Consider the following 18,972-nt stretch of genomic DNA (forward strand, 5'->3'; position numbering starts at 1 on the left):
TAAAAATTGACGTTTCACGTTGTTTGTTTCGTTCAGTTTTCAAAGAACTACTTGGCCGCTCATTTGCGACTTCCTTATGTTAACATCTTCGTTTTTCGATGTCAACTAAGTTTTTCAATTTCTTTTTTGTCGTTTTCTGCGTTTCCGCATCAGCGACGGTTATTAATATATCATGGTAAAAAATGAAATGCAACACCTTTTATAAACTTTTTTAAATTAACTACATTTCTTTTTTAATATCATATACTTAAACGAAATATCTCTTTCATTTCTAAGAGATTCCTACATATATTCTATATAAAGTCACTCTATCCAAAAACGTTTCTTTCTATAATAAACGTTTTATTTATATACGATACCATACAAGGAGGAATATATATGGACTATACCGATTTATTAATCAAACTAGGTCTCTCGGCTATTTTAGGGTTCGCCATCGGTTTAGAGCGCGAATTAAAACGTAAACCACTTGGTTTAAAAACATGCTTAGTTATTTCTATCATTAGTTGCCTCCTGACGATTGTTTCTATTAAAGCAGCTTACAATTTACCACATACTGATCATATGAATATGGATCCACTTCGACTTGCCGCTCAAATTGTATCAGGGATTGGTTTTTTAGGTGCTGGTGTTATTTTAAGAAGAGGAAACGATAGTATTGCAGGATTAACGACTGCTGCTATGATCTGGGGCGCATCTGGTATTGGTATTGCTGTTGGAGCTGGATTTTATATCGAAGCGATTTTCGGAATGTGTTTCCTTATGATTAGCGTTGAACTTATACCATTAACAATGAAATTTGTAGGACCTAGATCCTTTCGTCAACGTGATATCGCAGTAAAACTTGTTGTGCGAAATATGGACAATATCCCGGTTGTAATTGAAGAAATAAAAGAAATGGATATAAAAGTGAAGAATATGAAGCTCAAAACATTGGAGAATGGCTCGCACTATTTACATCTTAAATTATGTATCGATCAAAAAAGACATACTGCTGATGTTTACTATGCTCTCCAGCATCTTGAAAGTGTTCAACAAACTGAAGTGGAAAGTATGTAACGTAAAACAAACTCTCTTTTAAATTAGAGAGTTTTTCTTTTTTCTATAATGGTAACAATGAATGTAGTCCTGCAAAGTAAGGAGGAATAAGAGTTTGAAATCCCGTCCAAATTTAGTAGATACATTTCGTGATTCCATTATTTTTCGTTTAATTTGCTTTATTAGTGTACTTACTGCTTTTTCTGGCTTTCTTATACATAGATTAGAACCATCGCACTTTACCACATGGTTTGATGGAATATGGTGGTCAATCGTTACCATTTTCACTGTTGGCTACGGTGACTTTGCCCCGCATACACTAATGGGCAAACTTATCGGTATAGGTATTATTTTATTAGGAACAGGATTTTGTTCTTATTATATGGTATTGTTCGCTACTGAAATGATTAGTAAACAATATATGAAGATTAAAGGAGAAGAAGCTGCAACTTCTAACGGTCATATGATTATCGTCGGCTGGAATGAACGAGCAAAACATGTTGTAAAACAAATGCACGTATTACAACCGAACCTTGATATCGTTTTAATTGATGAAACACTTTCTTTACTTCCAAAACCATTTCATCATTTAGAATTTATAAAGGGGTGCCCCCATCACGATCAAACGTTATTAAAAGCTAATATTACAACAGCTCACACTATATTAATAACAGCTGATAAAGAAAAAAATGAAAGCCTAGCAGATACACAATCCATTTTAAACATTTTAACTGCAAAAGGACTCAATCCAAACATTCACTGCATCGCCGAACTTCTTACTTCTGAACAAATACAAAATGCAACGAGAGCTGGCGTGTCAGAAATTATAGAAGGAAATAAATTAACGAGCTATGTATTTACCGCTTCTCTTTTATTCCCTTCCATTTCAGGTGTACTATTTTCACTTTACGACGAAATCTCTGATAATAAATTACAACTGATGGAGCTTCCCCCATCCTGCACCGGCCAAACTTTTGCAAATTGTAGCTATACTCTTTTAAAGCAAAACATTCTCTTACTAGGTATAAAGCGCGACGAACAATATATGATTAACCCAGTTCATTCTTTTGTTCTCATTGAAAGCGACATACTCATTGTTATTCATCATTAGTAAAATGACGCTCTAGTTCCTGCATGAGCACTTTCCCAATATTGATATATTTTCTTTTTACATCTCCATCTGGATCTTTCGGCTCAGCAAATTGATCCAATCCACTCGTGCCGGCTGTTAACGTATTTACATGATCATCTAGTTCGTCTTGATATACGTGCGAAAGAATATACGGCGTTTCAAAACGGACTATTACGCCTGGCACATCTAATTCACCATTCACCGCTGTAAATGGCACTCGTAGAAATTGATAGCCATCTTCTTCATCAATTTTATAATCAAAGCATCCTTTATCATAATCCCAATTGCCACCAATGCTATATCCGAGTGGCTTCATTATTTCTTCTAACTTATATAACGCATATGTACGTCCTTCTAAATTTGATTGAATCGGAATCAAGTCCATCCCTCCTAGACTTTTTTCCTTAGCATACCCACTCTAGTTGGAATATACTGATGGACTTTTCGATGAAATAATAAAAAGCGGCCGGATCCGGCCGCTTTTTATTATTTTAAACGCTCTTCTAATTCTGCTTTTAATTCTTCAAATCCTGGTTTACCAAGTAAAGCAAACATGTTTTTCTTATATGCTTCTACTCCTGGTTGGTCAAATGGATTTACGCCTAATAAGTAGCCGCTCATCGCACATGCTTTTTCGAAGAAGTATACAAGGTAACCGAATGTGTACTCATTTAATGCAGGAATATTTACGATTAAGTTTGGTACTCCGCCATCGCTATGTGCAAGTAATGTACCTTCGTATGCTTTCGTGTTTACGAAGTCTACAGTTTCACCAGCAAGGTAGTTTAATCCATCTAAATCGTTTTCTTCTGATTCGATTGTTAGTTCATGTGTAGGTTTACCTACTTTTAGAACTGTTTCAAATAAGTCACGACGACCTTCTTGAACGTATTGACCTAATGAGTGTAAGTCAGTTGAGAAGTTTGCTGAAGATGGGAAAATACCTTTTTGATCTTTTCCTTCACTTTCACCAAATAACTGTTTCCACCACTCAGCGAAGTATTGAAGTGCTGGCTCATAGTTAACAAGCATTTCAATTGTTTTTCCTTTATTGTATAAAGCGTTACGAACTACTGCATATTGGTAAGCTGGGTTTTCTTCTAGTTCTGATGTACCGAAGTCCTCACGACCAGCAGCTGCACCTTTCATCATCTCTTCAATATTTAAGCCACTCACTGCGATTGGTAATAAACCAACTGGCGTTAATACAGAGAAACGTCCTCCAACATCATCTGGAATAACAAATGTTTCGTAACCTTCATTATCAGCTAATGTTTTTAATGCACCACGCGCTTTATCTGTCGTTGCATAAATACGTTTGCGGGCTTCTTCTTTTCCATATTTTTCTTCTAATAACTTACGGAAAATACGGAATGCTAGTGCCGGCTCTGTTGTTGTACCTGATTTGGAAATAACGTTAATAGAGAAGTCTTTACCTTCTAATACATCCATTAAATCTTTCATGTAAGTGGAGCTAATGTTTTGTCCAACAAATAGCACTTGTGGAGTTTTACGTTGTTCTTTAGAAAGTGTGTTGTAGAAAGAATGGTTTAACATTTCAATTGCTGCACGTGCTCCTAGGTAAGAACCACCGATACCTACAACTAGTAAAATGTCAGAGTCATTTTTAATTTTTTCTGCGCATTTTTGAATGCGAGCAAATTCTTCTTTGTCATATTGAAGCGGAAGGTCTACCCACCCAAGGAAATCGTTCCCAGCTCCAGTTTTTTCGTGGATTGCGTGATGTGTTACTTTCACTGCATCACGTAAATAAGTGATTTCATGTTCACCGATGAAGGATAACGCTTTAGAATAGTCGAACGTTACATGTGTACTCATCTTTTTCCCTCCAATTATGGATATGTATTTCTGTATTCACTTTAGCGAAACTGAAGTTGTAAATCAAGCGATTAGCCAATTGTAAACGTAACCAATATATATTTTTTAGAAAAAGTTCATTTTTTGCATAAAAATTCGCATTTTTCGGTATAGATGTATATACATCCTATTTCAAACATTTTTTATGTATAAAAACAACATAACTACACCATTCTATAAAAGAGTTAATTAACTCATCGCTTGCTCATGCTTCACAATTAAGGGGGGCTTTTTCATGAGTACTTTACAACGTATCGCATTAGTCTTTACTGTAATTGGCGCTGTAAACTGGGGATTAATCGGTTTCTTCCAGTTTGACTTAGTGGCAGCCATTTTCGGTGGACAAAACTCCGCTCTTGCACGTATTATTTACGGCATCGTCGGTATTTCTGGGCTGATCAATCTTGGTTTACTCTTTAAACCATCAGAAAATCTTGGTACTCACCCAGAAACGAACGAAATTCGCTAGTCAGTATGTCCTTACTCACCTCCGACATACGAATATGATTGCCTGCAATCATATTTGCAAATATATATCATAAGAAAAAGTAAAAGAGGAACGCTCATATGCGCTCCTCTTTTACTTTGTTAACTCGGACTCTTCAATCCATTCTGTTAGCTTTTCTCGCAGCGTATTAAATCCGTCCTTAGATGGATTCGGTATAAGAATCCGTCCTTGTTTTCTTTTCGCCGCTTTTAACGATAAACTCATTTTTCTGTGTTCTTCATCAATTGAAAGTACTTTTACTTCTACTGTATCGCCGACTTTTAAAAAGTCATGAATATCCTTTACATATCCATTTGTAATTTCAGATATATGCACAAGTCCTTGTGTTTCTGCATCTAACGCTACAAATGCACCGTAATCTTGAATCCCAGTCACTTTCCCTGTTACAACCACTCCTGTTGTATATTGTTCTGACATATGAAACACTCCCATACGTTTACCATTTTCTCTACAATTGTAGATAGCAAAGCAGATGATTTATTGTTAAATATCCGATTAGTTCATACGTACCCTAAGTAAAGCAACTCAGGATACGCACACCTTATATTAGTAAATTATACCACTATGACAGAGCTCATTCAAAATTCATGAAAAAACTTCCTTAATTAAGTATAATTCTCCAATATTAGGATAGAATACTAACACATGGCTTTCTAGTATTCCCCCCCTTTTATGGACAAAACGTATTGTGTTTTGTCCTTTTTTTATTCTCTATAAACCGTTCCATTCTCTTCATTGCTTCCATAAGCTGTTCAAGCGATGTTGCATACGAACAACGAATAAACCCTTCGCCACTTTCGCCAAATACACTTCCAGGTACAACAGCCACTTTTTCTTCTAATAATAACTGTTCTGCAAATTCCGCTGAAGATAGTCCAGTTGAAGAGATTGAAGGAAAGACATAAAATGCTCCGCCCGGCACATGACACGTTAATCCCATGTCATTGAAAGATGTCGTCATAAAATTACGGCGTTTCTTATAACTATCTCTCATCCGAATTACTTCATCATTCCCCGCACGTAACGCTTCAAGTGCTGCGAACTGAGACATCGTCGGGGCACACATCATAGAATATTGGTGAATTTTGAGCATTAATTCTGAAAAATGAACAGGAGCTGCAATCATACCAAGACGCCATCCTGTCATCGCAAATCCTTTTGAAAATCCCGAAATTAAAATCGTATGCTCGCGCATATTTTTAATACTCGCGAAACTTGTATATGCTTCGTCGTATACAAGTTCTGCATAAATTTCATCAGATAATACGATTAAATTGTACTTCTCAACAATCACTGCTATTTCTTCAAGCTCGGACTTGTTTAACATTGCACCTGTTGGGTTATTTGGTGAACAAAGTAAAATTGCCTTTGTCTTCGCTGTAATAGCTGCCTCAATTTGTTCTGGTTGTACTTTAAATTCATTTTCTAAAGTAGTCGCCACAGGAACTGGAACGCCTCCAGCTAATGTCACAAGCGGGGCATAAGAAACGAAACTTGGCTCAATAATGAGTACTTCATCATCAGGATTTATAATGGCGCGCATCGCTACATCTAACGCCTGACTTGCTCCAACTGTAACAATGATTTCATCGTTTGGATCATAAGAAACTGCAAATTGTTTTTTTAGATACTTTGCTATTTCTTGACGGAGCTCCAATAATCCTGCATTTGCTGTATATGACGTATATCCTTGTTCTAAAGAACGGATACATGCTTGCCTCACATTCCAAGGTGTAACGAAATCAGGCTCTCCTACTCCAAGGGAAATAACACCTTTCATATTTGCTGCTAAATCGAAAAACTTTCGAATACCAGATGGTTGTAAAGATTCCGCTGCTCTAGATAGTTCAAATTGCTTCATGGTGTCACCACAATTCGCTTATCATCATCGTTTTTTTCATAAATAATTCCCTCATGTTTATACTTCTTCAAAATGAAATGCGTTGTCGTAGAAACGACAGATTCAATTGTTGCTAATTTCTCAGAAACAAACATCGCCACTTCTCCCATTGTCTTTCCTTCTAATGTAATAGAAAGGTCATATGTCCCTGACATTAAATACACAGATTTCACTTCTGAATAACGATAAATTTGTTCCGCAACCGCATCGAACCCAACGCCGTGCTTTGGCGTAACTTTCACATCGATCATTGCCGTTAAACCTGTATGTTCTTTCACCTTCGTCCAATCGATATGTGTGACATAATCCACAATAATCTTTTCCGCTTCTAATTTTTCAACCATTTTCTTTACTTCTTCTACTTCTATATTTAACAGCTTCGCTAATGTATCTACAGTTAATCGACTACTTTTTTCAAGACAAGCTAATAATTCTAATTCTTTTTCTGTCACCATATAAATCATCCTTCCTTTTCGTTTGTGTCTAAATTATACAAATACACTTTCCAGTTTGAAAAGAAGATTTTTTTAGTGAATTATGTCAAAATAAAGTGAAACTTTAATCAGCGGAATGCTTCACCCCGCTGATTATTAGCCCGCACCAATCGGGCTTTTACGAGCAGTTGATCTCCCACCTCACTTCTTTGTCTCAACCGTATTTTTAGGTGGGAGTCTTACTGCTCGTTAAAGCGGGGTAAAGTGAAACTTTAATCAGTGGAAAAATGCGTGATAAAGCGAAAGGGGATGGAACCGTGAAACCAAAAGTTTATATTGCTGAACCAGTTCCAACATTTGTAGAAAACTATTTATCAGAACACTGTGATTATGAAAAATGGGAGCAAAATGAGAAGGTACCTCGTGATGTTCTACTAGAGAAAATACAAGATAAAGATGGTTTATTAAATTTTGGATCTGCTATTAATGAAGAATTATTGGAAGCGGCTCCTAACTTAAAAGTAGTAAGCAACATTTCTGTCGGTTACGATAATTTTGATTTACAAGCGATGGAAAAACGCCATGTAATCGGAACAAATACACCTTACGTACTAGATGATACAGTAGCTGACCTCGTTTTCGCTCTTATGTTATCTGCTGGTCGTCGTGTTTGTGAACTCGACTCCTACGTAAAAAATGGTGAATGGAATGCAGAAATTGGAAAAGAGCACTTTGGGCTAGATGTACACCATAGTACAATCGGCATTATCGGTATGGGACGAATTGGAGAAGCCGTTGCAAAACGAGCGAAATTCGGATTTGATATGAATGTCCTTTATTATAACCGTCGCCGTAAAGAAGAAGCTGAACAAAAATTCGATGCTACATATTGTGATTTACAGACGCTACTCAAACAGTCTGACTTTATCGTTCTTCTTACTCCATTAACAGATGAAACGTATCATCTTATCGGAGAAAAGGAATTTTCATTCATGAAAGAAACAGCTATCTTCATTAATGCTTCTCGCGGGAAAACAGTAGATGAAGAAGCGTTAATCCATGCGTTAACTGAAAAGAAAATCTTTGCAGCAGGCATCGATACGTTTACACAAGAGCCAATTCAAAAAGATAATCCGCTCTTATCATTACAAAATGTTGTGACTTTACCACACATCGGATCTGCAACATTAAAAACTAGGCAGCAAATGGCTATGACCGCCGCTGAAAATTTAGTTGCAGGGTTACAAGGAAAAATACCGCCTAATATTGTTCGCGGATAATATCGAGTAAACGAAAGGCAAGATGACATCGTCATCTTGCCTTTTTTTGTTAACATATTTTTTTCTGCCTTGGAGATGATATGAACAAAAATCAATGGAGTGACAAAAAATGAATCACCAATATACTTGTCCTTATTTCACTTTTTCCACTCGCGGCACTACGATTCATTACGAATTGTATGAACATGATAATAAAACAAAACGTCCGACTTTCGTACTCGTTCACGGTTTTTTATCTTCCTCATTCAGTTATCGCCGTCTTATTCCTTTATTATCGAAAGAAGGAACAGTCATTGCTCTTGATTTACCACCGTTCGGAAAGAGTGATAAGTCTCATCTATTTAAGTACTCTTATCATAATTTAGCAACGATTATAATCGATTTAATTGAACACCTATCTCTCTCAAATATTGTGTTAGTTGGACATTCTATGGGTGGACAAATTTCTCTTTATGTAAACCGTATACGTCCTGAATTAATTTCAAAGACAATTTTACTATGTAGCTCGAGTTATTTAGCACGGGCAAACTTACCTTTAATGTATTCTTCTTATTTACCGTTCTTTCATTTATACGTAAAGAACTGGATTATAAGGCGCGGCATCGTTCATAACTTAATGAATGTCGTTCATGATCATTCATTAATTGACGATGAAATGAAGGAAGGTTACTCCGCTCCTTTTTATGACGACCGTATATTCCCCGCTTTAACTCGTATGATACGAGATCGTGAAGGTGACTTATCTTCAACTGAATTACAAAAAATCGAAACACCTACGCTACTCATTTGGGGTGAAAAAGATCGGGTCGTCCCTGTACATGTAGGTCATCGTCTGCACAAAGATTTACCGAATTCGAAATTTATTTCTTATGAAAATACAGGACATTTACTACCTGAAGAAAAACCGGAACATGTTTATGAAGAAATTATGGCGTTTTCTGCACAATAATATAAAAAGGCTGTCGGAAATTCCGACAGCCTACAATGAACAACTTCCGCCTTCTTTTATTACAAGTAATTCCACAGCTAACTTCTCACATTTTTCAAGCGCAGGTACTTCTTCAAAAGACATAAAGTATATATGTTGAATCTTCTTTGCGATGTATTTCGAATCATCAAACACACTTGCGACGTTCACAACATCGCTCGCTTCTGTTTCATAAAACTCCGGTCCCATTTGAAACGGATCCCAATTCTTCACAACCTCTATCATCTTTTCATATGTACCCATTCGCTTCCCGCCTTTTCACTTTTTAATACTTTTCTTTATCCTATCACATCAGCTATTCTATAAGAAGAGAGAGAACTTTCATAACTTAACGGTTTTACAGAAGAAGGGGGCAAACTTATGCAATTATTTCATAAAGCAGTCAATCGCCGTGGAACCCATAGTACAAAATGGGATACATATAAAAACGAAGAACTCATCCACGCTTGGATTGCTGATATGGATTTTGAAGTACCACAACCAATTCAAGTTGCTTTAAAGAAACGTATCGAGCATCCTATTTTCGGCTATACACTTCCTCCCGAAAATATTGGCGATATTATTTGTAACTGGACAAAAAAACAGTACAACTGGGATATTCAAAAAGAATGGATTGTCTTTAGCGCCGGAATCGTTCCAGCTCTTAGTACGAGCATACAGGCCTTCACAAAAGAAAACGAATCCGTTCTCGTACAACCACCTATTTATCCCCCATTTTTCGAAATGGTCACAACAAACAATAGACAATTATGCGTAAGTCCATTACAGAAACAAAATGATACATATGCGATAGACTTTGAGCATTTAGAAAAGCAATTTCAACAAGGAGTCAAACTTATGCTTCTTTGCAGTCCTCATAATCCAATCGGGCGTGTTTGGTCAAAAGAAGAACTCACACAGCTTGGCGCGTTATGTACAAAATATAATGTAATCGTTGTCGCAGATGAAATTCATTCCGATATTATTTACGCAGATCATACACATACACCGTTCGCTTCTTTATCTGAAGAACTAGCAGCGCGCACAATAACTTGTATGGCTCCAAGTAAAACATTTAATATCGCTGGATTACAAGCATCGATTATTATCATTCCAAATGAAAAACTCCGTCAAGCCTTTACATCTATCCAATATAGACAAGGCTTCCACGGATTAAATACTTTTGCCTATACAGCGATGCAAAGTGCTTATACAGAATGTAACGATTGGCTAAATGAAATTCGATTATATATAGAAGATAACGCTAAGTTCGCTTGTGAATATATGAAAAATCATATCCCTACTCTTTCCGTAACGAAGCCAGAAGGTAGCTTTTTATTATGGATTGATTGCTCTCGCCTACATCTTTCTCAAAGTGAGCGCACTAAATTACTTGAGGAAAAAGGAAAAATTATCGTTGAACCTGGTGAGAAATACGGACTAGGCGGCGAAGAACATATTCGAATTAACATCGGCTGTCCAAGATCTGTTTTAGAAGAAATTTTAAATAGACTGCGCCATACGTTTTCATAATAAGAAAGGAGGCTATTTTGAACAGCCTCCTTTGTCATATTTTATCGGTAAGTCAATATATTCTAAAAATCGCTGATATATTTCGAGTTACGGTCGATATATTCCAATAATCGCCGATATATTTCGAGTTACGGTCGATATATTCCAATAATCGCCGATATATTTTTAATTACGTTCCACAAAAAAAGCTACCGCGCACGGTAGCCTTTACTTTTTCTTCATATCCGACGCTTTCTTTACAATGACACCACAAGCAATTCGATCACCTGATTTACCTGTCGGTTGTGTCATGCCATCATCAGCGTTTTCTGTAATAATAATAGACGCTCCATCTTTTCTATGAATCGTCGTTTTCCCTTCTTCCAGCGTTATATGCGGCGCATCGATTTCTGCTTTAATTTTCCCAGAACCGTCTGCAATTACATTCGGTAAATCACCGTTTTCTGCACCCTTCGGATTAAGAAGTCCATGCTTTTTATTATCCGGATTAAAATGATTCCCAGATGATTCAAAACGCGGTGCTTTACACTCACCAATTTCGTGTACATGTATGCCGTGCGGGCCGGGTGCGAAACCTTCTCCTTTAATCGTAATTTTCACTCCGCTTGTTTGCTGCACTACTTTTGCAGTTGCCACTTCATCTCCTGAAGCATTATGTAATTTTACGTCAATTTCTTTCGGCTTTCCTTGGTCACAACCTGCCATCAGAAATAATAAACAACAACTGAAAAAAAGCCGTTTTTTCATTTTATTCCCTCCAAAATACATTCTGCCCTTAGATTGTCCGAGCATAGAGGGAAACATACAAAAATGAGTTACTGTTTCTTTTCAGCTAACAGCTTTTCTTCAACTTTCTGTAATCGATCTGCTTCTCGTTTTGATACACGAATGAACATACGCCACGTGGCAACCGCACCGATAATAAATAGAACACAAACAATCCCTGGAATAATATATTCTGTTTTATCTTCCGGAAAATATAATGGCATCATATAAATCACTCCTTCGTATAGGATTTATCCCGCATTAACGGGCAGTAAGACCCCCACCTCAAAATTCAGCGGAAGCAAAGAAGTTAGGTGGGGGATGAACAACCCCCCACTGATTAAAGTTTCACTTTATAAAACATCAGAATTTTCTGTTATATCATCTTAAATTATAGTGGAACCTATCCACATTCTCAAGGGGGCGCATTCCGAACGCGAATGATTTCTTTGACTCCTTCTCCTACTTTCCTTACTATAAACTTGAGGTGAAAAATATGAGAGAAACATTTGAAATTGGCGAAATCGTTACTGGTATTTATAAAACGGGAAAATACATTGGCGAAGTTACAAATAGCCGCCCTGGCAGTTACGTCGTAAAAGTATTAGCTGTTTTAAAACATCCGGTGCAAGGTGACTTACATAACGTAAAACAAGCTGACGTACCATTTTTCCACGAAAGACGTGCTTTAGCTTTTCGTGAACAGACGAACATCCCAGAGCAAATGGTGAAGAAATATGAAGGTGAAATTCCAGAGTATATAGAGTCACTCAAATTAGCATTAGAAACTCAAATGAATTCATTTTCTGAAGATGATTCACCTTTTGCGGTTCGTAGTCTAGAAACATTAGAGCAGTTAAAAAAAGACTACAAACTTTAAAAAAACAAAACGACCAAATTACATACTGTGCAATTTGGTCGTTACTGTGTACTCACTTTCTTTAACACTTTTGAAAAATCAACGAGCTCCCCTAATGTTGGAGGTGCTGGTTTCACTAAATACTCTTTATCTTTTTCTACTAATTTAAAAATATTATACGTCGTCATCGCATCGTCTAGCGCACAATGATGCTTACCCGTTCCTACTTTTCCATACGCCTCAATTGCTTTCCATAGCCCCGTTTGATTTCGTTCACCAAAAAACTTCTTATACTCAAGTGATAAGTCACGACACTGTCCTAAGAATGGGAAGTCTACTCCCGCCATTTCACAATTATGTTTCAACACTTTCATATCCATATTTCCCCACGTAACAATGGTTGGTTTACATCTCTTTTCATATTCTGCAAGTTTTTCAACGAGTTCTGGAAACGAAATTCCTTTATCTACAGCTTCTTGTTTAATTCCTAAAAATTTCTTACATCGCTCTGTTAAAGAAGGAAAAGTTTTCGGCCTAACATGAGCTGAATACGTGTCTTCTACCTTACAGCCAACAACCGAAACGAGTCCTACCTCAATAATCTCCGGGAAAAATCCTTTTGGTTTTTTTCTGTGCTGGGGCATCGTAAACTCAAAATCCAAAAATAAAAATCGTTGTTCATCCATACGATCCCTTCCTTATCATCTTTGTCATTCCTTTCTATTTGACACTCCTACACGAACAAGCTCGAATGCTAATTCCATTTTAAATATTCAGATTGGATGTATCTTATATATATGTCAAATGCCCGCAAATATTTTTAAAAATAAGAAAAAATGACCGATGCAGAAAATATGACAAAATAAACCCTTTCATTTACATCCTCCTTTTTTCTACTTTATAATGACGTTATGTGTGTTTCATCCAGTTAATTTTTTGACACACTAAGAAAAGTGAATGAAAGGAGATGAGAATTTTGCACGAAACAACGCAAGAGCTCGCAAACTGGCAGTATTATTTTGCTATCGCAGTCTTTTTAATTACATATGCCATTATTATTTCTGAAAAAATTAATCGCGCTGTCATCGCACTTCTTGGTGCAGCACTCATGGTAATTATGGGGGTTGTTGATTTACACAATGCCTTTACGAAACATATTGAATGGGGGACGATTACACTACTCATCGGTATGATGATTTTGGTGAACATTACGAGTAAATCGGGTGTCTTCCAATACGTTGCCATTAAAGCAGCAAAAGGAGCGCAAGGAAATCCAATTAAAATTTTAATTTCACTTTCCTTACTTACTGCACTTGGTTCCGCGTTTTTAGATAACGTTACAACTGTACTTCTTGTTGTTCCAGTTACTTTATCTATTACGCGCATACTGCAAGTAAATCCTGTCCCTTATTTACTTTCTGAAATTATTTTTTCAAACATTGGGGGAACAGCAACATTAATTGGTGATCCACCTAACATTATGATTGGTTCTGCCAATAAGCATTTAGATTTCAATGCTTTCTTGCTAAACTTAGCGCCAATCGTAATTATTATTATTGCTGTGACAGCGGCAATACTTTACTTCATGTACCGCAAACAATTAATCGCTGATCCTGTACAAGTTAAAAAATTAATGAGTTTAGATGAAAAACAATACATTAAAGATCCAGTATTAATGAAAAAGTCTTTAACAGTACTTGGACTTACAATTGTAGGTTTCATGACTCATTCCATTTTCCACGTTGATGCAGCTATCATCGCTTTAACTGGTGCTACTGTTCTTATGCTAATCGGTGTGAAAGAACATGAAATTGAAGAGGTATTCGCAAGTGTTGAGTGGGTAACAATCTTCTTCTTCGCAGGACTATTTGTACTCGTTGGAGGACTTATCGATATCGGCCTTATTAAAATGCTAGCTCAAAAAGTAATTGGCATAACGGGCGGAGATATTTCTTACGCATCTATCCTTATTTTATGGGTATCTGGTATCGCCTCTGCAACCATTGATAACATTCCATTCGTCGCAACAATGATCCCACTTATTAACGATATGGCAGTTGGGCTAGGATTATCACCTTCTGATGCACAAATCGACGTATTATGGTGGGCATTAGCATTAGGTGCTTGTCTAGGTGGAAACGGAACATTAATCGGGGCTTCTGCTAACGTAATTGTTGCAGGTATCGCAAGCCGAGAAGGACATAAATTTAGCTACATGGACTTCCTAAAAGTCGGTTTCCCAATTATGATCGTTTCATTAATCATTTCTCATATTTATATTTATGTACGCTACCTTATGTAGTACAAAAAGCGCCCTGCTTTCAGGGCGCTTTTTCTATCTCAAATATTATATATATTACTCATTATACCTCACCGGCTCATTTCGAATAATAAACAAGTGAATCGGCAAGAACACTGAAAATGTGATGACATGAATAATCGTAAATAATATAGAATTCGTTCCATATCTGTCTAAGATAGCGTAGATGAGATAAATGGACAACACAATCGATACAGCTGTTGCTATTAAATATAGAATTGGTACGAAATTAAAAATGAAACATGCGACATATATACCGAATACTTTCCATCCCGCTTCTTCTTTCAAAAAATCTGGTAATTTATCTTTCGCTAAATCTCCCCATATCTTACTATTTAAAAAAGGAATAAAAGCGAGAACACCATCCGTTGCACCATCATTTTTCACCATCGTATACAGTGCAAAAGCCGTTAACAAATACGCAATAATTGCCCAAATTATAATAACAAGAATAAACGCAAAACTAAGAGCAAAGAAACCTGCTAGTAACCCCTGATCTTCCATCTTATCCTCTCCTCTCTACTCTCAACATATTTCGTTACATTGCAAGTTATGTTTTAAAATTCACCCAAACTCTCTGTATAATAATAGGAGCAAGATAATAAGAGAGGAGAACGGACCTATGCACCCATTTGTACAAGCATTACAAGAGCATTTCACAGCTCATAACAATCCTGAAAAAGCAGAACCGATGGCACGTTACATGAAAAATCACTTCCCGTTTCTCGGTATTCAAACTCCCGAGAGAAGACAATTGTTGAAAGATGTCATTCAAATACATACTCTCCCAGATCCAAAAGACTTCCAGATTATCGTACGTGAGCTTTGGGATTTACCAGAACGAGAATTTCAGGCAGCCGCACTCGATATAATGCAAAAATATAAAAAGCATATAAACGAAACACAGATCCCCTTCTTAGAAGAACTGATTGTAACAAAATCTTGGTGGGACACTGTCGATAGCATCGTCCCTACATTTTTAGGTAATATCTTTTTACAACATCCAGAATTGATTTCTGCCTATATTCCAAAATGGATTGCATCAGATAACATATGGTTACAACGCGCCGCTATTTTATTCCAGCTAAAATATAAACAAAAGATGGATGAAGAACTTCTTTTTTGGGTTATTGGACAACTACATTCTTCAAAAGAATTTTTCATTCAAAAAGCGATCGGATGGGTGCTTCGCGAATATGCAAAAACAAAGCCCGATGTCGTTTGGGAATACGTGCAAAATAACGAGCTTGCCCCGCTTAGTAAGCGCGAAGCAATTAAGCATATTAAACAAAATTACGGAATAAATAACGAAAAAATAGGCGAGACTCTATCATAGATAGACGCGTTCCTCTATTGAGATTTAAAAAAGAACGTGTTAGAATATGTTCATTATTATTAATATAAGTAGCGATGACGGACTTATAAGTACTTGCACAAAAAGCGATTCAGGGATAGTGAAAGCCTGAAGCTGCAAGGAAACGGCAGTCTCGAGCAATACGTGATAAAGTGGATGCACCTTTTGTGTATCAACTAGGGTGGAACCGCGGGCAAACGCTCGTCCCTAGGCAATGAAGCCTTGGGATGAGCGTTTTTTTATGTTTTTCAAAGCATATACTGCTCGTTTCACAAGTCACCTGAGCACGTCATCGCCAATACGTTAACTTTCAAAAGGAGGATTTTCTTATGTATTCAATGGAACAAGTAGTAAACTTAGCGAAACATCGCGGTTTCGTTTTCCCTGGTTCTGAAATTTACGGTGGTCTTGCAAACACTTGGGATTACGGTCCACTTGGAATCGAATTAAAAAATAACGTTAAAAAAGCTTGGTGGAAAAAATTCATTCAAGAATCTCCATACAACGTTGGTTTAGACGCAGCTATTTTAATGAACCCAAAAACTTGGATCGCTTCTGGTCACGTTGGTAACTTCAACGATCCAATGATCGACTGTAAAAAATGTAAAGCGCGTCACCGTGCTGACAAATTAATTGAAGATGCATTAGATGCAAAAGGCATCGAAATGGTTGTTGACGGTCTTACTTTCGACCAAATGGCTGACTTAATGAAAGAACATGAAGTAAAATGTCCTGATTGCGGTAGTGAAGAATTCACTGAAATCCGTCAGTTCAACTTAATGTTCAAAACATTCCAAGGTGTTACAGAGTCTAGCACAAACGAAATCTTCCTTCGTCCTGAAACAGCACAAGGTATTTTCGTAAACTTCAAAAACGTACAACGCTCTATGCGTAAAAAACTTCCATTTGGTATTGGCCAAATCGGTAAGAGCTTCCGTAACGAAATCACGCCTGGTAACTTCACATTCCGTACACGTGAATTCGAACAAATGGAACTTGAATTCTTCTGTAAGCCTGGTGAAGATTTAGAGTGGTTCGCATTCTGGCGTGAAACTTGTAAGAACTGGTTACTTTCACTTGGTATGACTGAAGAAAGCATGCGTCTTCGTGACCACGGTGAAGAGGAGTTATCTCACTACAGTAACGCAACAACTGATATTGAATTTAAATTCCCATTCGGTTGGGGCGAACTATGGGGCGTTGCATCTCGTACAGACTTCGATTTAAAACGTCACATGGAACACTCTAACGAAGACTTTAACTATATCGATCCACAAACGAATGAGCGTTACGTACCGTATTGCATCGAGCCATCTTTAGGTGCTGACCGCGTAACATTAGCATTCTTATGTGATGCATATGAAGAAGAGCAATTAGAAAACGATTCTCGTACAGTTCTTCGTTTCCACCCTGCTTTAGCACCATACAAAGCAGCTATCTTACCATTATCTAAAAAGCTATCTGAAGGTGCTACTGAAGTATTCGCAGAACTAGCTAAAGACTTCATGGTAGACTTTGACGAAACTGGTTCTATCGGTAAACGTTACCGTCGTCAAGACGAAATCGGTACACCATTCTGTATTACTTACGACTTCGACTCAGTTGAAGACAAAGCTGTTACAGTACGTGACCGTGACACAATGGAACAAGTTCGTATGCCAATTAGCGAACTAAAAGGTTTCTTAGAGAAGAAAATCCAGTTCTAATTATAAGAAAAAGAGGCTGCTCTAATGAGCGCCTCTTTTTTTACTTTTCACGTTTTTCTTTAATTGCTACTGTACATCTTGAAATACATAATAAATCGTCATTCTCATCAATGATACGTACATCCCAAACCATCGTTGAGTTTCCTCTATGTATCGGTGTTCCGATCGCTGTTACAATTCCATCTTTCTTTGAGCGAATATGATTTGCATTAATCTCTAAACCGAAACAAATACATTTCTCTTGATCAATTAAATTGTATGAACCGACACTTGCTACTGTTTCCGCCAACGCAACAGAAGCACCACCATGTAAAAATCCAAATGGCTGATGCGTACGCTCATCTACGGGCATTGTAGCAACCACCTTATCTTCTGTCATCTCTAACAACTCAATTCCAAGTGAATCCATTAAAGTTTTTGCCATATCGTTTCCCCCTTCTCTTACTTTAATAAAATGTATAATTTTACCTATTTATTTTCAAACTACTTATAACACTTATATAAGGAGGTTTCACCTAAATGAAACAGAAATTTTGTATATTACTGCTTATGTGCTCCTTGCTGACTATTGTACCAAATTGTGCACTAGCAGCCAAAGCATCCAACCTGACAATCGATGTTCAGACTGTCACGCAAAAAGGTAAGAAACCTTATATAGAATATCAAATTAACAGACCTTCTTTTCATAACTTTTCCGATTCTAAATTTCAAAATAAGCTCAATTTCTATTACAAAAAATCTACTGACAAATTTAAAACCAAATTAGAAAAAGACGCAAAAAAATATTATAAAGAAACAGAAGGGTCAAGTACACCATTTCATCCGTACGTGGCGAATGTAGATTATAAAGTCTCTTTAAATAAACCACCTTTTCTTAGCCTATATTTGAATTACTATCAATATACAGGCGGAGCACATGGTCTGTATACGTGGAAGGCAAACACATTCGATTTAAACGAAAAAAAGTTACTACACTTAGACGATTTATTTCAACAAAAAGATGCATACAAAGAAGTAATTCGTGCTGAGATTGTAAGACAAATTAAACAAAATGAAAGTATTTATTTTCCTGATGCATCTGAAAAAGTCATGAGCACGAAAAAGTTCCACTTCTTTTTAGAACCGGACAATCTCGTCATTTATTTCCCTTTATATGAGATTGCCCCTTATTCAAGTGGAATTCCGCAATTTCGTATTCCGTATACGTTGTTAAGAGACTATTTGAAGCCGTCTTATCAAACTATTTTAATTGACAACAAGTAAATCTTTTCGCTACGATAATGTTAACCTAAAAACAA

The 18,972-nt window shown here is 36.8% G+C and carries 22 protein-coding genes; 11 read left to right on the forward strand and 11 right to left on the reverse strand.

Annotated elements, in window-relative coordinates; translation table 11 throughout:
* Positions 1-378: 378 nt before the first annotated feature.
* A complete protein-coding gene (locus tag AC0NJG_RS09480) occupies positions 379-1,059 on the forward strand; it encodes an MgtC/SapB family protein (protein ID WP_000386681.1) in 681 nt (226 codons plus the stop codon).
* 94 nt (positions 1,060-1,153) lie between these two features.
* Positions 1,154-2,149 carry an ion channel gene (locus tag AC0NJG_RS09485; protein ID WP_087954952.1) on the forward strand — a complete coding sequence of 332 codons (996 nt, stop codon included), beginning with the start codon at positions 1,154-1,156 and terminating at the stop codon, positions 2,147-2,149.
* Here AC0NJG_RS09485 and AC0NJG_RS09490 read toward each other — a convergent pair.
* Both AC0NJG_RS09490 and AC0NJG_RS09495 read right to left on the reverse strand, forming a co-directional pair.
* Positions 2,136-2,549: a YugN-like family protein gene (locus AC0NJG_RS09490; RefSeq protein ID WP_474063006.1), complete on the reverse strand. Its 414-nt coding sequence runs from the start codon at positions 2,547-2,549 to the stop codon at positions 2,136-2,138. The genes AC0NJG_RS09485 and AC0NJG_RS09490 overlap by 14 nt on opposite strands.
* Positions 2,550-2,656: 107 nt before the next feature.
* Positions 2,657-4,009 (reverse strand): glucose-6-phosphate isomerase, encoded by a 1,353-nt coding sequence (locus AC0NJG_RS09495; protein ID WP_087954953.1) that lies wholly within the window; start codon positions 4,007-4,009, stop codon positions 2,657-2,659.
* A 274-nt stretch (positions 4,010-4,283) separates the two neighbouring features.
* On the opposite strand from AC0NJG_RS09495, the gene AC0NJG_RS09500 reads away from it, so the two are divergent.
* Positions 4,284-4,517: a DUF378 domain-containing protein gene (locus AC0NJG_RS09500; protein ID WP_000105788.1), complete on the forward strand. Its 234-nt coding sequence runs from the start codon at positions 4,284-4,286 to the stop codon at positions 4,515-4,517.
* Positions 4,518-4,628: 111 nt separating this feature from the next.
* Here the strand turns inward: AC0NJG_RS09500 and yugI are convergent, their stop codons facing one another.
* The 3 genes from yugI to AC0NJG_RS09515 form a co-directional block, all read right to left on the reverse strand.
* Positions 4,629-4,973 carry a S1 domain-containing post-transcriptional regulator GSP13 gene (gene yugI, locus AC0NJG_RS09505; RefSeq protein WP_000003767.1) on the reverse strand — a complete coding sequence of 115 codons (345 nt, stop codon included), beginning with the start codon at positions 4,971-4,973 and terminating at the stop codon, positions 4,629-4,631.
* Between the two features lie 253 nt (positions 4,974-5,226).
* The gene (locus AC0NJG_RS09510; RefSeq protein ID WP_016718788.1) at positions 5,227-6,417 is read right to left on the reverse strand and encodes an aminotransferase; all 1,191 of its coding nucleotides are present in this window, start codon (positions 6,415-6,417) and stop codon (positions 5,227-5,229) included.
* Positions 6,414-6,911: an Lrp/AsnC family transcriptional regulator gene (locus tag AC0NJG_RS09515; protein WP_000255706.1), complete on the reverse strand. Its 498-nt coding sequence runs from the start codon at positions 6,909-6,911 to the stop codon at positions 6,414-6,416. The genes AC0NJG_RS09510 and AC0NJG_RS09515 overlap by 4 nt, the downstream gene beginning before the upstream one ends.
* 266 nt (positions 6,912-7,177) lie before the next feature.
* Between AC0NJG_RS09515 and AC0NJG_RS09520 the strand changes: the two genes are divergently transcribed.
* Together AC0NJG_RS09520 and AC0NJG_RS09525 are read left to right on the forward strand one after the other, a co-directional pair.
* A complete protein-coding gene (locus tag AC0NJG_RS09520) occupies positions 7,178-8,170 on the forward strand; it encodes a 2-hydroxyacid dehydrogenase (RefSeq protein WP_087954955.1) in 993 nt (330 codons plus the stop codon).
* 109 nt (positions 8,171-8,279) lie between these two features.
* Positions 8,280-9,119: an alpha/beta fold hydrolase gene (locus AC0NJG_RS09525; protein WP_173601761.1), complete on the forward strand. Its 840-nt coding sequence runs from the start codon at positions 8,280-8,282 to the stop codon at positions 9,117-9,119.
* 30 nt (positions 9,120-9,149) lie between these two features.
* On the opposite strand, the gene AC0NJG_RS09530 is transcribed toward AC0NJG_RS09525, so the two are convergent.
* A complete protein-coding gene (locus AC0NJG_RS09530; RefSeq protein ID WP_000537636.1) occupies positions 9,150-9,401 on the reverse strand; it encodes a YugE family protein in 252 nt (83 codons plus the stop codon).
* 117 nt (positions 9,402-9,518) lie between these two features.
* Here AC0NJG_RS09530 and AC0NJG_RS09535 point away from each other — a divergent pair, with 117 nt between their 5' ends.
* On the forward strand, positions 9,519-10,670 hold the full coding sequence (locus AC0NJG_RS09535; RefSeq protein ID WP_087954958.1) for a MalY/PatB family protein: 1,152 nt from the start codon (positions 9,519-9,521) through the stop codon (positions 10,668-10,670).
* 207 nt (positions 10,671-10,877) lie between these two features.
* On the opposite strand, the gene sodC is transcribed toward AC0NJG_RS09535, so the two are convergent.
* Complete coding sequence (gene sodC / locus AC0NJG_RS09540) at positions 10,878-11,417, reverse strand: superoxide dismutase [Cu-Zn] (RefSeq protein ID WP_087954959.1); 540 nt, start codon at positions 11,415-11,417, stop codon at positions 10,878-10,880.
* A gap of 68 nt (positions 11,418-11,485) precedes the next feature.
* Positions 11,486-11,662: a hypothetical protein gene (locus AC0NJG_RS09545; RefSeq protein ID WP_000982762.1), complete on the reverse strand. Its 177-nt coding sequence runs from the start codon at positions 11,660-11,662 to the stop codon at positions 11,486-11,488.
* Positions 11,663-11,931: 269 nt separating this feature from the next.
* Here AC0NJG_RS09545 and kapB point away from each other — a divergent pair, with 269 nt between their 5' ends.
* Entirely contained in the window at positions 11,932-12,315 is a 384-nt protein-coding gene (gene kapB / locus AC0NJG_RS09550) for a kinase-associated lipoprotein KapB (RefSeq protein WP_098632261.1), read from the forward strand.
* 41 nt (positions 12,316-12,356) lie between these two features.
* On the opposite strand, the gene kapD is transcribed toward kapB, so the two are convergent.
* Positions 12,357-12,980, reverse strand: a complete 624-nt coding sequence (kapD, locus tag AC0NJG_RS09555; protein ID WP_474063007.1) for a 3'-5' exonuclease KapD — start codon at positions 12,978-12,980, stop codon at positions 12,357-12,359.
* A 290-nt stretch (positions 12,981-13,270) separates the two neighbouring features.
* On the opposite strand from kapD, the gene AC0NJG_RS09560 reads away from it, so the two are divergent.
* Complete coding sequence (locus tag AC0NJG_RS09560) at positions 13,271-14,596, forward strand: ArsB/NhaD family transporter (protein WP_140168650.1); 1,326 nt, start codon at positions 13,271-13,273, stop codon at positions 14,594-14,596.
* A 54-nt stretch (positions 14,597-14,650) separates the two neighbouring features.
* On the opposite strand, the gene AC0NJG_RS09565 is transcribed toward AC0NJG_RS09560, so the two are convergent.
* The gene (locus tag AC0NJG_RS09565; protein WP_474063008.1) at positions 14,651-15,118 is read right to left on the reverse strand and encodes a hypothetical protein; all 468 of its coding nucleotides are present in this window, start codon (positions 15,116-15,118) and stop codon (positions 14,651-14,653) included.
* Positions 15,119-15,236: 118 nt separating this feature from the next.
* On the opposite strand from AC0NJG_RS09565, the gene AC0NJG_RS09570 reads away from it, so the two are divergent.
* Together AC0NJG_RS09570 and AC0NJG_RS09575 are read left to right on the forward strand one after the other, a co-directional pair.
* Positions 15,237-15,950, forward strand: a complete 714-nt coding sequence (locus AC0NJG_RS09570; RefSeq protein WP_087954961.1) for a DNA alkylation repair protein — start codon at positions 15,237-15,239, stop codon at positions 15,948-15,950.
* 347 nt (positions 15,951-16,297) lie between these two features.
* Entirely contained in the window at positions 16,298-17,674 is a 1,377-nt protein-coding gene (locus AC0NJG_RS09575) for a glycine--tRNA ligase (protein WP_000287154.1), read from the forward strand.
* 40 nt (positions 17,675-17,714) lie between these two features.
* Here the strand turns inward: AC0NJG_RS09575 and AC0NJG_RS09580 are convergent, their stop codons facing one another.
* Positions 17,715-18,098 carry a hotdog fold thioesterase gene (locus tag AC0NJG_RS09580; protein WP_001140611.1) on the reverse strand — a complete coding sequence of 128 codons (384 nt, stop codon included), beginning with the start codon at positions 18,096-18,098 and terminating at the stop codon, positions 17,715-17,717.
* A gap of 95 nt (positions 18,099-18,193) precedes the next feature.
* Here AC0NJG_RS09580 and AC0NJG_RS09585 point away from each other — a divergent pair, with 95 nt between their 5' ends.
* Positions 18,194-18,937, forward strand: a complete 744-nt coding sequence (locus tag AC0NJG_RS09585; protein ID WP_087954962.1) for a DUF3298 and DUF4163 domain-containing protein — start codon at positions 18,194-18,196, stop codon at positions 18,935-18,937.
* Positions 18,938-18,972 lie beyond the last annotated feature (35 nt).

The organism is Bacillus sp. SSR7 (genome assembly GCF_055902415.1).